The sequence below is a fragment of the Sporomusa intestinalis genome (assembly GCF_055383785.1).
In genome coordinates this window covers 4,445,795-4,461,281 of sequence record NZ_AP042390.1, presented here as the reverse complement: position 1 = coordinate 4,461,281, position 15,487 = coordinate 4,445,795, and the positions used below count along the sequence as shown (strand labels likewise).

Genomic DNA, 15,487 nt, shown 5'->3' with positions numbered 1-15,487 from the left:
GGCGTCAGCGATAAAATCCTGGATAGAGTCAAGCCTGAGTTGGTAAGGTTGTAATATTTAAATCATCTGTGACAAAGGGGAATATCCCCATCTTTCCCTAAGGGATGTGTTGTTGCGTCAGCATTAAAAAGTGAAGGTATTCCATGATTAATAAAGCACTAAATAAATATAAAAACTTGCCTGTCCAGGTTCGGGCCTCTTTTTGGTTCTTGGTTTGTGCCATCCTACAGAGAGGCATCCATGTTATAACGACACCCATTTTTACGAGACTCTTTAATACTGCAGAATATGGACAGTATAATGTATTTGCCTCGTGGTTAAGTATTATTGCGGTTTTTATTACTTTGAACCTGTACGCAGGTGTTTACACCCAGGGACTTGTAAAATTTGAAAGCAGAAGGAGTGAATATTCGTCAGCATTTCAAGGGTTGTGCCTGACGCTGGTGCTTGCGTGGACATTAATCTATCTGCTTTTCTATGAATTTTGGAACAATATCTTTTCGTTGACCATGGTACAGATGCTGGCAATGATTATCACAATCTGGACAAGCGCCGTATTTGCGTTCTGGTCTGTTGAACAGAGAGTAGACTTCAGATACCGCAGTTTAGTCATGGTAACCTTAGCGGTGTCAGTAGCAACACCGGTTGTGTGTATTATTTTTGTCCTGAATGCTGACGACAAGGTTACCGCGCGCATTCTGGGAACTGCGCTTGTGGGATTGATTGCATATACATGGTTTTTCTTTTCCCAGATGAGAAGTGGAAAGAAATTCTGCTCGCTGAAAATCTGGAAATATGCACTCTGCTATAATTTGCCTCTTATTCCGCACTATCTCTCGTCCTCTATATTGAACAGTGCGGATCGCATTATGATTCAGGACATGGTAGGAGAAGCAGAGGCCGGCATATATAGCCTGGCATATTCGGTCTCTCTGGTCATGCTGCTTTTCAACCAGGCGTTGATGCAGACAATAGAGCCTTGGCTGTATAAAAAAATAAACGCAAGGCAGATTGAAGGGATTGCTAAAGTAGCATACCCGGCATTTCTGATAATTGCCGGAGTGAACATTCTGCTGATCGCATTTGCTCCAGAAATCGTGGCATTTTTTGCTCCCGCCGCATACTATGATGCAATTTGGATCATACCTCCGGTTGCGATGAGTGCATACTTCATGTTTGCATACACCTTTTTTGCCGTGTTTGAATTCTATTTTGAAAAAACGAAATATATAACTTTCGCAACCCTGACAGGGGCTGTTGCCAACGTTAGCTTAAATTATATTTTTATCAAACTTTTTGGTTATTATGCTGCCGGTTACACTACACTGGTCTGCTATATGATATTTGCTATTCTGCACTATTGTTTTATGAAGAAAATATGCAGGGATTATCTGAATGATGCCAAGGCATATGATACAAGGATACTGCTCGGTATTACTGCCGGATTCATGCTGATAGGATTTTTATACCTATTCACATATCATAATGCTGCCATAAGATATTCCATGACGTTTATCATATTGGCCGGATTGTTTATGCAAAGAAATGTAATTATCGGAAACAGCAAACGGCTAATGAGCCTTAAGAACGAGAGGATATGAATTGTTATGGATACATTTTACACGGATGAACGTAACACCCAGATGCTAATTGCGTTGATGAAAGCCCATGGGGTTAAAAAAGTAGTCGCGAGTCCAGGTGCTACGAATGTATGCTTGGTAGCCAGCCTTCAGCAGGATGCTTATTTTGAAATGTATTCGTCGGTTGATGAGCGTTCCGCAGCCTATATAGCCTGCGGCCTTGCTGCCGAAAGCGGGGAGGCGGTAGCCCTTAGCTGCACTGGGGCAACTGCCTCCAGAAATTATGCTCCGGGGCTTACGGAGGCGTTCTATCGCAAACTTCCTGTGCTTGCCATCACCTCTACACAGCATACAGGACGAATCGGTCATAACATTGCACAGGTAATTGATCGAAGCACATTAATGAATGATATCGCTACATTAAGCGTACAGATACCAACGATACATAACGATGAGGATAAGTGGGCATATAGTGTGATGCTGAATAAGGCGTTGCTTGCGTTGACCCATCGCGGAGGCGGTCCGGTTCATGTAAATCTGACTACCACCTACAGTGGTGATTTTTCTGTAAAGGAGCTTCCGGCTGTACAGGTGATCAACCGTGTCTGTTATGGCAATCCACTTCCTTTGATAAAGAAAGGGGGAAGAATCGGTATCTTTGTGGGAGCGCACAAAAGGTGGAAAACAGACCTGACAGAGGCGGTAGATGCTTTCTGCGAAGCATATGATGCCGTTGTGTTCTGCGATCATACCAGCAATTACAAGGGGAAATATCGAGTCAATCCTTGTCTCGTGCTAAGTCAGGAAGGATATAGTACATCTGCGGCAAGCATGGACGTGCTTATTCATATAGGCGATATATCCGGTGCTTATATTAACATGAGAGCTAGAGAAGTCTGGAGGGTGAACCCTGATGGGGAGCTTCGAGATACGTTTCGAAAGCTCCGCTATACCTTTGAGATGGAAGAAAAAGATTTCTTTGAAAGCTATGTAAAGCTTGCTTCGGGGAGGAGCAGCCGGGGCAATGCCTTCCTGTCTGAATGGAAAAGCGAATGCAGGAAGGTTGCTGAGAAGATACCAGAACTGCCCTTCTCCAATGCATGGATTGCCGGGCAGACACTGCCACGCTTGCCGGAGGACAGTGTTCTGCATCTGGGAATATTGAACTCTCTGCGTACATGGAATTTTTATGAGGTTTCTGAGAGTGTGTTGGGATATTCGAATACTGGGGGCTTTGGGATTGATGGCATATTCTCCTCTCTCTTGGGCGCTTCGTTTGCAGATCAAAACAGGTTGTACTTCGGTGTGATTGGTGATTTGGCATTTTTCTATGATATGAACGCCTTGGGCAATCGCCATGTGGGCAATAATCTGCGCCTTATCCTCGTGAATAATGGGTGTGGTACAGAGTTTCGTAATTATACCCATCCAGCGGCAAAATTTAAGGAGGATGCGAATGCATATATGGCAGCAGCAGGGCACTATGGGAATCAGTCGCCGGAATTGGTAAAGCATTATGTGCATGATTTGGGTTTTGAATACTTGTGTGCACGTAATAAGGAAGAGTATCTGAATAATATAGAACGGTTTCTCCTGCCGCATCTAACGGACAAGCCAATTGTGTTTGAGGTTTTTACGGATAGCAAAGATGAAAGCGATGCGTTGCAGATAATGTATAATCTGGAAACATCGGCACTTGGGTCTGCCAAAAAACTAGCTAAAGGAGTGCTGGGGCCGAAAGGCGTACAAACTCTTAAGAAATTGATAAAGTAGTTATGGAGAAGATAGTGTGAAAATATTAGTTTTAGGTGGCACCGGTACCATGGGGATTTACTTAATCGACCTTTTGGCAAATGATGGTGCAACGGTTTATGTAACCTCAAGGCAGTCGCGAGAAGACAAGGGCAGCATACACTTTATAAAGGGAAATACGCATGACAGAAAATTTTTAGTGGAGCTCCTGCAGAATAACCAGTTTGATGCTATAGTTGATTTCATGGTATATACCCAGAAGGAGTTTCAGGCGAGAGTGGATGCTTTGTTAGCTGCCACTCGCCAATACGTTTTCTTAAGCTCGGCGAGAGTCTATGCAGACTCTAAGGTTTCGATCCGAGAAGCAAGTAGCCGATTGCTTGATGTCTGCGAGGATCAAGTATACCTTGCGACAGATGAATATGCCCTTGCAAAGGCGAGACAGGAGGACATGCTGAAGGCTTGCGGCAAAACGAACTGGACGGTAATTAGACCTTACATAACTTATGGCGAAGGAAGACTGCAATTAGGATTATATGAAAAAGAGTCATGGCTTTACAGGGCTTTATGTGGCCGTAGTATTGTATTTTCAAGAGATATCGCAGCGCGTATGACGACGCTTTCCTATGCCTATGATGTGGCTAGGTGCATAAAGGAACTTGTGGGGAAGGATGCTGCCTTGGGTGAGATTTATCAGGTAACGACCGACGAGTCCCTAACATGGGCAGAAGTATTGGAGCTATACAAACAGATAATAGGAAAGAAGACGGGTAAAACTCCTAAGGTAATTTGGGTGGACAGCCTGTATGACCTGGGAACGAATAGACCCTATTACCAGGCGGAGTATGACCGATTTTATAACAGAATTTTTGACAGTGCAAAAATTGTACATGCTACAGGCTTGAATAATTTTACAACTGCTCGGGAGGGGCTGGAAAAGAGCCTAGGTGCCTTGCTGAAGCAGCCCTCGTTTAGAGAGATTAACTGGGAGCAAGAGGCATTAAGTGACAAGGTGGCAGGAGAACGGACAGGATTGGATGAGATTCCTAATGCAAGAGGAAAGGCAAAGTATTTGATTTATCGGTATTTGCCAAGGGGGATGGCTGATATGCTGGCAGATGTGTTCAAGAGGATGGAGCGGTTTTTATGAAAGTAGGAATTATCACAATTACTAGAGATCTAAATTACGGCAATCGCCTGCAAAATTATGCCTTGCAACATTTTCTGGAAAATATGAATATAATAGCTCACACTATTTTAGATACCTATGACTGTGATCACGTACCTTTCTCTTGGAGGGGTTTTTTTAAGAGACATGGGCTAATAAAAGGCTTAATAAAAATAATTATAGATTATAAGGGGTGCCGAACTAATCTGCCTTATGCCTTAAAAAGGCAGGAATCTTTTTTAGCGTTTAATACAAAATATATTAAATTTAGCGACGTTAAGGCATATTACGATAAAATACCTGCTTCTGTAACCAGCATGTATGATTATTTTATTGTTGGCAGCGACCAAGTTTGGAACCCCTGCTTTAAATGTACTGGTTTAGAGTTTCTCACCTTTGCTCCCAAGGGAAAACGCATAGCTTATTCAGCCAGCTTTGGTATATCAACATTGCCATCAGAAGTTCATGAACATTTTACAACATGGCTGAATGAAATGACGGCAATATCTGTGCGCGAGCATACCGGCGCGGATATTGTCCATGAACTGACAGGACGCAAAGCTGAGGTTTTAGCTGATCCTACCTTATTGCTTACTGCCGGTGAGTGGAAACAAATTGCCCGCAAGCCTGTCTGGTATAAGGAAGAGGATTATATACTGTTATATTTTTTGGGGCCAATTCCTGATGAAGCGACAATGGCAATTAGGAAAATTGCAAATGAGAATAGCTTAAAAATCATCAATGTATTAGACCGTAGCAATTTGGAGTATTATTGCAGCGCTCCTGATGAATTTATTTATTTAGTCGAACACGCCCGGCTTGTCTATACAGATTCATTTCATGGAACGGTTTTTTCCATCTTAATGCAAGTTCCTTTTGTTAGTTGTGAACGGGTATCAGTCGTAGAACAAAGTATGATATCGCGTATTGACACCTTGCTGGATACCTTTTCGTTACAAGAGCGAAAAGGCACTAGGAAAAATGGGTATCAGCTTAATGCTGTTTTTAATATAAATTTCACAGCATGTGAGGAAATCCTCTCAGCAGGGCGAACACGTGCGAAAAGCTTTTTGACAGCTTCATTAAATCTTTGATTGAAAAATAAAAAGCCGAATACTAGCAGGACTATCAAAAATGCGAGGTTCAAAAGTACTACATTCAAAGACGCAAAAAGTCTTCTAAAGCAAGGAAATGGTTGATAATAAGGGTAATCAAGCAATATTGCGAAAGATAAACTATATCGTAGGAGGAGGGATTATTTGTCCATTCTACTTTCAATCATAATTCCAGTAGTTGAACCTAAGCTGGATTTGCAATTGTTACTGAAATCATTGGTACCGTTTATCTTTGATGCTAGAATTGAAGTGATTATAGTCAATCAATCCGGTAAAAGAACGGATTATTGTAGTAATACACCGTCAGTACGAGAGCATATTCTGACACAGGTAGTTCCTGCAGCAAATGCAAGAAATATTGGCGCTACGTTAGCTAAGGGCGAGTATTTGTTCTTTTTAGATGATGACGCATTGGTTATATGTAATAGAGAGGGCGTTTTAACATTAATTCATCTATTAGAAACCAATAAGTATGATATAGTTTTAGCCCAAAGGGGAGAGGTGGTGGAAGGTGAGTATATCTCACACTGGCCGTCTGCTCAACAGGTGAATTATAAAAATTTTCCCCGCTTTTCTATAGAATGGAATGTTATAATAAATAAGAAAACATTTCTAAGGCTAGGTGCTTTTCCTAATATTGGCGCTGGTTCAAAGCACGCCGCTCTTTCAGGAGAATGTTTTGTATTAATGGCCCGAGGAATTGCGCAAAAAATTCCTATAGTGTTATGTCCTGCAATTAAGGTGGCTCACCCTAGTCTAATCACAAAACCGAAGGCCGCTGTGGTCGCTTTAGGCTATGCGTATGGCGATGGATATGCAATTGGGTTATCGCAGAAATTCTTTCTATGTCTTCCGCGCCTTTACTGGATCATAAGAGTTAGTACGGTCTGTATATTGGGTCCATTAAGACATTATTTAGTTAAAGATGAGCGAATCGAAAATTTGGGAATCGTTCTATACAAAGTTAAATTTTTAGGTTTCATTGATGGAATTTTGGGTAGACCGAAATCACAAAAATGGTTAACTAAAAAAATAAAAAAATGACATTTTATAAAATTATCTTAAATCTATGAATGAGCAAAAATGATAACAAATTTTCACAGTTAAAACATTAAGCTTATCCCTATGCAATTTTAAGTTTCACCAAAATTTTTGTAAGCGGCACATTGTTTTTCGCAGCATGGTAAATCATAGCCACTTTGTCGCGTTGGCTAGCAGTGCGTACTTCTTTCAGCCTGTGTCCTAAACGACAGTAGTTTCCCGTACCAATCACGCAATAGAGATAGGTTAGGGCAATTAGCGCAAGTATTCTGTCGATAGCTTGTGCGGAACGCACCTGGTAGGTATTTAGCCCAAAGTTGCCTTTGCTTTGACGAAAAAAGATTTCAATCGGCCACCGCTGGCTGTAATACGCAAGCAAGGTTTGAGTGGCTAACTCGGTATCAGTAGAAAGGAAGGCATGCAGGCAACCCTGCATTTGAAAGGAATGTTTCGGCCAACACAGGATAACAACTGCATAATCGATCCCATTGAGAGCAACTTCATATCGGTATACCCAATACTCTTTACGTCCCACGGTAACGAGGTGGACATCGTTTTTTTCAATGTATTTGGCAAACTCCTTGATTTGGATGCGAACTCCTTGGGGATAAATTACACGGTTGGTTTTTAACCCGCCAATCAGATGAAAACTTTTCCTTAGATGGGCTTCGATTACGCTTTGGCAGGTAAACCAGGAATCGCACAGACCGTAAGCAGCGCCAGTAGCCATAGGCAAAGATTCAACAATATGACACACTCTATCGATTTTGCTTTCGCGCTCACGATCGTAACGCTCTATCGCGTAAGGAACAAGCTTTCCAGCACAAGACAGCATCGTGGTAAGCATCTGGTGTCCCCATACTTTTCGATGTTCCAGATGGGATTAATGAAACTGCTTTTTTTCAATCGGCGACTTGGCCTGTGACGAAGGCTTTGTCTTCTCAGCAATTGTATCATCGTGGATAACAAGAGGGGAGCACCGTGTTGTCGAGCTTTTTGATAGACCAGTTGTAGCGACTGTTTGCGGATGGAACGCCAGATATATTCCTCATTCCAGGCACCTTGGCTTAAAAATTTTTCGTAGGTTGTTCGGTGGCATACTGCGTGACTAAGCGTTACTAAATCCACCACCTTGCAGCGATAGCCAAACTGCACAGCCCCTATGATAAACTCCTCAATATGGCGTAAGACGGGCTTGGAGAAATAGAATGCGAAGGAAAGACTCGATTAAGAATTTGCGTAGTTTGGATGTTTCTGATATCCTATGGCTTGGAGACATCTGCATTCCCTTTCGGTTATGGTTTGTGTGGGAACTTATTCATAATACAGAATGGAGTCATTGTCTCTATTTTTTTGTATTTATTTATTGGAATCAGTTTTGCTCATTCATAGTTAAATAATATCTTATTTTTAGTGTGTCCAAAAACTGATGCTAATGTGGTGAGCCGAAATTAACCTGCAAGGATGATGGATGTGGATTTTTGGATTGGAATTAATATGTTTTTAGTTTTAGGGGTTATCATCCAATTTTTTTTACCTAATAAGAATCTTTATGTACCGGTTGCATTATTATCCATGCTTACTTTTTTTTCAGCTTTTCGATATGCTATAGGAACGGATTATTTTAATTACATTAGGCTTTACGATTATGTATCATCTAGTCAAAGTTTTTTAGCTTATCCAGAAGTGTCATTTCAAATTTTATCAAATATATTACATTTATATGGATTTCAATATCAAGCTCTATTTGTAATTTATAGTGTTTTAACCTCACTATTTTTGTGGAAAGGATTGAAAATATATTTTGCTGATTACACCAAAATGACTATTGCTATTAGTTTGTGGGGGATATTTCTTCCGGGGTGGTGGGGATCTTTTAATAGCATAAGACAGTCTTTAGCCACAAGTATTTTTTTATGGGGAAGTAAGTATATCTTAGAAAAAAAAATATTTCACTACGCATTAATATGCGGCTTAATGGCAAGCATACATTATAGTGCTATGCTTTTGTTTTTTTGCTATTTTTGGGTTAACCCCATAAAGAAATGGGTAATGGTATCTTTAGTGGCTGCATCGTTAGTACTCTCTTTACTGGGAATTGTTCCTCATATTATAAATAGCGTAATTAGTATGTTTGGTTTTATCACTCATTATAAAGAATATTTGGAAATCAATCCGTCTATTCTTGGACTAGCAAGTATTATTTATATCTTTGTATGGGGCTTGTTCCTTTGCTTGGGCAATAGCAAAAATCGGATCGAAAATTTTATAATGTTTATGAATACATTAGGTGTATGCATAATGATATTAGGCAGTTTTTCCCCGAGACTATATAGAATAAGATATTATTTTGATACTTATTTTGTTCTTACCAGTGTTTTTTTTATGTATAAGTTTAAAGAAAAAGTTGTATTAGTTGCTTTATTTATATTATTTCTGTTCTCAGTATGGTTTTGCTACGGAATATATAATTATAATCAGTTTGAAGATAGAGGTAATATTCAATATAAATTCAATTTTGAGTTACTGTAACTATAGTAAAAGAAGTGGAGTGATAAAATATTATAATTGGAATCGATTCTAGGTTTGCCATACATTCTCGCAGAGGAATTGGTAATTATGTCCTGGCTTTGCTACAAAATCTATCTGAAATCGATAAGGGTAATCAGTACATCTTATATACCGATAAGGACGACTTAGAGCAGGTTTTACCATCACAAAAAAACTTTAGCGTACAGAGACTGCGATGCGCTAATTATGCAGTGTGGGAGCAAATTTTGTTGCCTCTGCAGGCTCAAAAAGACGGAATCAATATTCTACATTGCACAGGAAATACTGCTCCTATATGGCTACCATCATCAATTCGATTAGTTATCACAATACATGATGTGATGTACTTAAAAAAATCCAATGTGGTTCCGGGAGTAAAGAGTTTATATCAAAAAATGGGACGCATATATAGGGGGTGGGTGGTTCCTCGAATTGTTTATAATGCAGATAAGGTTGTAACTATTTCTAATTTCTCTAAAGAAGAAATTATTGGTGAATTTCCTAAACTGCAAAATGGTGATCTTACAGTTATATATGAAGCGGCAAATCGGCAATTTAAACAAGTAGACTCTGTACTGATAGAGAAAATCAAAAATAAGTTTAACATAAGGAGCCCCTATGTTTTTACTTTAGGAGCAATTGATCCACGCAAAAATACGAAGCGCATTTTAGAAAATTATATCGCATTGAGAGAAAGCAATTCAATTCCGTTTCAGTTGGTAATTTCAGGTGTGCCAAAATGGGAAAAAACGGAGTACTACACAATTTGGCAGAGAACACGATTCAGGGAAGATATAATATTTACCTCTTTTGTGGAAGAAGTTGAATTGGTTGCATTATATAATGGGGCACTAATGTTTCTGTATCCTTCTTTATATGAAGGGTTTGGGTTGCCCCCTTTAGAGGCAATGTTATGTGGTACCCCTGTTATTACGTCAAATGTTACTTCCATTCCTGAAATTGTTGGTCAGGCAGCGATACTGGTCGATCCTTTAGATAATCAAGGCATGCAGACTGCTATTTCATCAGTCATGCATAATGATGCATTAAGGCAGCAATTAGTTTTCGCTGGTTTGATTCGGGCGAAGGACTTTTCGTGGTTAAGAATGGCGAAAGAGACATTGGATGTTTACCGAGAGGTATTAGAAAGGTACGAATAAGCTGTATGAATATTTTATTTCTTACGCCTCGGTTTCCCTATCCTCCGGTAAAAGGTGATCAAACTGTTGCCTATAATCGTATAAGGACATTGGGAAAAAGGCATAATGTTATTTTACTTTCTTTTTTTGAAACAGAAGATGAGTTACAAGGCATAGAGCATTTGCAGGATTTTTGTAAAGATATAATTTTGATTCAATTACCTAAATGGAAATCTATTTTACATATCGGATTGAATTTCTGGCGATCGTCATTACCTTTACAGGTACTATATTATTCAGGATCGCAAAGGTTTCAGGAGTCTTTGGAGCGGCTTATTGATGATTATCAAATTGATGTCGTTCATTGTTTTTTACTTAGATTAGTGCCCTATTTGGAAAATTGTCAGGTGCCAATAATATTAGAACTAATTGATTCAATGCAACTTAATTTAAAACGTCGATTAACGCGAGAGCCGTTTTTAAAAAAACAAGTAATCCAAAACGAATTCCAGCGGATTTGTCGTTATGAGCCGACTATCGGTGGGCGTGTCAAGTATTTGATTGTGGTGGCTGAGGAAGATCGCAAATATATTCGTAGTGCTAATGTTCAAATTATACACAATGGGGTTGACTTAGGAAGTTTTCAACCGATGGCTATCACCAGTGCACGAAAATACAATCAAATTGTATTTTCTGGAAATATGGGGTATGCGCCTAATCAGGAAGCCGTTTTATGGTTTGTGCAACAATGTTTTTCAATTATACGAAAACAGATTCAGGATGTTGAGTTTTGTATAGTAGGCAAGAATCCTTCTTCGGCTATACAGGAATTAAACAAAGTCAATGGGATTCATGTGGTCGGTTATGTTGCTTCCATGTCTGAATATATATCTCAGGCTGGTATTGCGATTGCTCCCATGCAATCCGGTTCAGGGATGCAAAATAAAATTTTAGAGGCAATGGCATGTGGGCTGCCTGTAGTAACAACTACTTTAGGCTTGGGAAGTATACGTGCAGTAGCCGATAAGGAGATTATTGTGCGAGACGATCCCTCAACTTTTAGCGAGTGTATTGTCGAACTGATACAGAATAGGGAGCGCATCTTAGCAATTGGAAAGGCTGCTCGTCAATATGTCGAAGCATACCATAGTTGGGAGAAGGCTGCGGAGAGAATTGAAAGCTTATATTCCTCTAGCAAAGAAGGAATTGCAGACAGGTTAAAATAGTGAGTCTATGTGGGGAAGTGACACAGTGCGTGCTATAAATAAGGGGAATATTTTAGTTAAGGTGAAGCCGATATGCTTTATGTCCTGAAACTTTGAGAATGTTTTTTCAACTGTGTAAATAGGAATAATATCCATAAAGAATAAAAAGGAATGGATTCCCATGACACAAGCATAATTTACAGATTCCCTTCGTTGTCGCAGGTAGGCAAGTGTACTCGTTCTCTGGACTGGAAGCTGTTATTATGAAGCGGGTGTCAACCGGGCTGGGTGTTACATCAAGTCAAGTGATTATCGAAGCGGCTAGCTTAAATACGCGGCAGAATGCTGAAAATGTTAAGCGAATTTACATGCACCACGGCTTTCACCGCCCTATCTCAGTAGTGGTATACCCTACCCGGCAGATTATCAGGTAAATCAGGCATTCAGTTTTTCGGTGCATAAGCTATATCCAACAGAAGGTACCTTATGGAGCAGTAGTTTGGTTTTGAGGGAAATATTTGGAGCTTGTGGGAGCTAAACTGTTTTATAAATAGAAAATAAATGTATTTATATGGAATTGTATACAACAGCAGGAATTTCTTAGTTAATGTCGTATTCTAGCATAATTAAGTTTTTTGTTCATCATTTGTCTTTGTAAAGGTGGCGTTTGACGTGCATAGACGGTTTCCCATTATTCGCCGGGTAGTGTTGCTATTGGGTGATACGATTCTTATCTTAACAGGCTTAATCCTTGCGATATTAGTTAACGGGGCATTAAAAACTGCGCCGCAACAGGGAATATTAGCCTATTATCAATTATTTCCTGTTGTCGTTGTTGCGTCTTGGCTGGTATTAACAGCGAATAGTCTTTTATCTATTGTGCGAATGCTGGCGTCACAAGTAATTATTAGTGTAGGCGTAGCTATCTTTCAATTGCTGATTATTACAATGGCTGCCAGTTTTTTTCTGTTTGAGTCTCATTCGCGCGCGGTCTTCTTACTTGCGGCGATATTTCAATTTGTGCTTCTTTCGCTGTGGAAATATATCAATTGGCGTATCGAAAAAGCCAGATTGAAGCCGAAAAATGTATTGGTTATGGGTTCAGGTCAGGATTGCAACCGGATTATCGCACGCTTGTCCAGTCAAACCTTTGCGCATTTTTTTGTCCGCTGCTGCTTACTTTCACGAAATGAAACCAATAATCACTGGCGGCAGGAGATGGAACAGGCAGATTTGATTATCATTGCTTCCGATGTGCCGCTTGCTAAGAAAGCATTGATTGTTCAACAGGCGCATAACAGCGGCAAGCAGGTCGCCTTTATCCCGGATTTTTATGAATTGTTCTGCCTGAATACGGAACTTGATAAATATGATGACATCCCCGTGTTTCGGGCCAAGTATTTGCGGCCAACGATGGAAACCCGTCTGATGAAGCGAGGGCTTGATTTGGCAGTCGCTGTTGTTGGGTTGCTGGTTTTATGGCCTGTTTTTATTGCGGTGGCTGCGGCGATTCGGCTTGAGGGCAGAGGGCCGGTTCTTTATACACAGGTACGGACCGGCCGGGATGAAAAAGATTTCGTCATTTATAAGTTTCGCACTATGCGCACCGATGCGGAAAAACTGTCGGGTCCTGTACTGGCTGCAGAGAATGATCCCCGCATTACCCGTGTGGGAAACTTTCTGCGTGCTGCCAGACTGGATGAGCTGCCGCAGTTATTGAATGTCATTCGCGGTGAAATGAGTATTGTCGGTCCGCGTCCGGAACGTCCGGTTTTTGTTGAACAGTTAAAGCGAACCATCCCAAATTATCACTATCGTCACAATGTCAAGCCCGGAATTACCGGCTTTGCTCAGGTTCATGGCAAGTATAATACTTTACCGCAGGACAAGCTGGTATATGATCTCATTTACATTCAGCGCTGCTCAGTGCTGAATGATTTGGAAATTATGCTGCAGACTGTTCGGATTTTGTTGATTAAAGACAGTACTGAAGGGGTTACAGTACAAAGGGAGCAGGTACAAGCTGCCCGTGCTGAATTGGCCGTTGACAGAAAGTCGAGCGGAGCTTAAAGCGGGCTATTGGTAACTGGGTGGTACCGGCTATATTGGCAGCCACCAGTTACCTGTATATATTGAGCAGGTGAAACAGGCGTCTGCGACTAAGATCTGCCTGTTTTTTAGGCCAAAGGGGGACGGTTTCCGATTTGGCACATATCGAAAAGTTAATATGCAGGAGCATTGTAATAATGAAAGCGAATCGTAATATATGGGTTTCTTACCTATAATTTGTTCCATTATTTGGATAGGAGAGATGTAAGTCTACATAATTTCTGGTAATATTGCTATTCTTGAATAGTAAGCATATACAAAAAACGCTACAAGCTATAACGAATTTATTTTCGTTTTGTGCCTTAAGCGAAGCAAAAAGGAGGTTATAAAAAAATGAAAAAGTTGTTAATGCTTATTCTTATAGGTATATTTTTAGTGCCGGGTTTAAATGTTTATGCTGCAAAAAAATCCGATGGGATGTCACCCTTATATAGGTATTACAATAGCTCAATTGAAGACCACTTTTATACTACAGATTTCAATGAACTTGGCAATGGTGGCCAAGGTTATGCGTATGAAGGTATTGAAGGTCATGTCTATAATCGACAACAACAAGGTACCGTTCCTTTACATAGATATATAAACAATCGGACTGGAGACCATTTTTATACTACTGATTTTAGAATACTTGGTAGAGGGAAAGATGGCTACGTTTATGAGGGGATACAATGCTACGTTTATACTAAACGTCACCAGAGAACAGTTCCTTTACACAGATATTACAATAGTTCAACCGAAGACCATTTTTATACAACAAATTTTCGTGAGCTTGGAAATGGTTATAAGGGTTATGTTTATGAAGGTATAGAGTGCTTTATACTTAAATAATTTTCCGCTTATGTGGCAAAAATTGAAACTATGTACAATCAGGCTGAGAAGATTCAGCAAAAGAATCAAATCCTATTTTATAATAAACAGCATAATACTTAACAAATTAAATATATATAATTACGAATTGCTTAATATGATATAATTATGTAAAAGCTATTTGCAGGTGATAATATGACTGAAACAGCATGTTTTATAACTTGTGTTAACAACGACGATTTATATAACGAATGCTTGGACTATATTAGCCGACTTGATGTACCCACAGGGATAAACATTCAAACTATTGCCATTAGAGGTGCAAAGAGTATTACAAGTGGATATAACTCAGTCCTTTCTAATAAGGCTAAATACAAGATTTATTTGCACCAAGATACTTTTATCATTGACCGCTTTTTTATCCATAAGATAATTAATGTATTTAATGGTGATCCTAAAATAGGCTTACTTGGTGTAATTGGCTCAAAAGATATAACCAAAGACGCAGTATGGTGGCACGGAAAACAGAAATACGGCAAAGTCTTTGAAAATAGAACAGGCGCAAGTAAATTGCTTAGCTTTGGCGATGTAAATAATGATTATCAGTCAGTTAAGTTTTTAGATGGTTTAATATTGGTTTCGCAATACGACATCCGTTGGCGGGACGACATTTTCGATGGCTGGCACTTTTATGACATGTCTCAGTGCCTGGAGTTTATCAAAGCGGGATACCAAGTTGTAATACCAAAGCAAGACACACCTTGGTGTTTCCATGCCTGCGGTACTGTAAGCGTAGAAAAGTATGACCACTATCGATTAATATTTCTGCATGAATATGCCCGATATCTTTTCCCGTTTAGTTGGTTTTTTGTATTGCAATATAATAAGTATAAGCTAAAGAAAATACAAAGAAAACATTAAAGTAAGCCCTTAGCAGAGTGATGTTTGTATAAAGGATTTATTATAATTAAGCAGATGTACTGCTGCTATAGGTAAATCTAAGATTTGAGAAAGTGAGATA

At 39.7% G+C, this 15,487-nt stretch carries 13 protein-coding genes; 12 read left to right on the top strand and 1 reads right to left on the bottom strand.

What is annotated here, in order from left to right; translation table 11 throughout:
- The first annotated feature begins 143 nt into the window (after positions 1–143).
- The 5 genes from ACZ481_RS20780 (at position 144) to ACZ481_RS20760 (ending at position 6,659) form a co-directional block, all read left to right on the top strand.
- A complete protein-coding gene (locus ACZ481_RS20780) occupies positions 144–1,601 on the top strand; it encodes a lipopolysaccharide biosynthesis protein (protein ID WP_464767240.1) in 1,458 nt (485 codons plus the stop codon).
- Positions 1,602–1,607: 6 nt separating this feature from the next.
- Positions 1,608–3,353, top strand: coding sequence for a thiamine pyrophosphate-binding protein (locus tag ACZ481_RS20775; protein WP_464767239.1), 1,746 nt, complete (start codon positions 1,608–1,610; stop codon positions 3,351–3,353).
- A 16-nt stretch (positions 3,354–3,369) separates the two neighbouring features.
- Entirely contained in the window at positions 3,370–4,482 is a 1,113-nt protein-coding gene (locus tag ACZ481_RS20770; protein ID WP_464767238.1) for an NAD-dependent epimerase/dehydratase family protein, read from the top strand.
- Positions 4,479–5,594 carry a polysaccharide pyruvyl transferase family protein gene (locus ACZ481_RS20765; protein WP_464767237.1) on the top strand — a complete coding sequence of 372 codons (1,116 nt, stop codon included), beginning with the start codon at positions 4,479–4,481 and terminating at the stop codon, positions 5,592–5,594. Before ACZ481_RS20770 ends, ACZ481_RS20765 begins: the two co-directional genes overlap by 4 nt.
- 165 nt (positions 5,595–5,759) lie before the next feature.
- On the top strand, positions 5,760–6,659 hold the full coding sequence (locus ACZ481_RS20760; protein WP_464767236.1) for a glycosyltransferase: 900 nt from the start codon (positions 5,760–5,762) through the stop codon (positions 6,657–6,659).
- 79 nt (positions 6,660–6,738) lie between these two features.
- Here the strand turns inward: ACZ481_RS20760 and ACZ481_RS20755 are convergent, their stop codons facing one another.
- Positions 6,739–7,503, bottom strand: coding sequence for a transposase (locus tag ACZ481_RS20755; RefSeq protein ID WP_464767235.1), 765 nt, complete (start codon positions 7,501–7,503; stop codon positions 6,739–6,741).
- Positions 7,504–8,129: 626 nt separating this feature from the next.
- Here ACZ481_RS20755 and ACZ481_RS20750 point away from each other — a divergent pair.
- From ACZ481_RS20750 to ACZ481_RS20720, 7 genes are all read left to right on the top strand, one after another.
- Positions 8,130–9,188: an EpsG family protein gene (locus ACZ481_RS20750; protein ID WP_464767234.1), complete on the top strand. Its 1,059-nt coding sequence runs from the start codon at positions 8,130–8,132 to the stop codon at positions 9,186–9,188.
- 29 nt (positions 9,189–9,217) lie between these two features.
- On the top strand, positions 9,218–10,366 hold the full coding sequence (locus ACZ481_RS20745) for a glycosyltransferase family 4 protein (RefSeq protein ID WP_464770671.1): 1,149 nt from the start codon (positions 9,218–9,220) through the stop codon (positions 10,364–10,366).
- 5 nt (positions 10,367–10,371) lie between these two features.
- Positions 10,372–11,571, top strand: coding sequence for a glycosyltransferase (locus ACZ481_RS20740; RefSeq protein WP_464767233.1), 1,200 nt, complete (start codon positions 10,372–10,374; stop codon positions 11,569–11,571).
- Positions 11,572–11,753: 182 nt separating this feature from the next.
- Positions 11,754–11,984 carry an ElyC/SanA/YdcF family protein gene (locus ACZ481_RS20735; RefSeq protein WP_464770670.1) on the top strand — a complete coding sequence of 77 codons (231 nt, stop codon included), beginning with the start codon at positions 11,754–11,756 and terminating at the stop codon, positions 11,982–11,984.
- Between the two features lie 238 nt (positions 11,985–12,222).
- The gene (locus ACZ481_RS20730) at positions 12,223–13,620 is read left to right on the top strand and encodes a sugar transferase (protein ID WP_464767232.1); all 1,398 of its coding nucleotides are present in this window, start codon (positions 12,223–12,225) and stop codon (positions 13,618–13,620) included.
- Positions 13,621–13,992: 372 nt separating this feature from the next.
- Positions 13,993–14,487 (top strand): hypothetical protein, encoded by a 495-nt coding sequence (locus ACZ481_RS20725; protein WP_464767231.1) that lies wholly within the window; start codon positions 13,993–13,995, stop codon positions 14,485–14,487.
- 174 nt (positions 14,488–14,661) lie between these two features.
- Positions 14,662–15,387 carry a glycosyltransferase family protein gene (locus ACZ481_RS20720; protein ID WP_464767230.1) on the top strand — a complete coding sequence of 242 codons (726 nt, stop codon included), beginning with the start codon at positions 14,662–14,664 and terminating at the stop codon, positions 15,385–15,387.
- Positions 15,388–15,487: the final 100 nt, after the last annotated feature.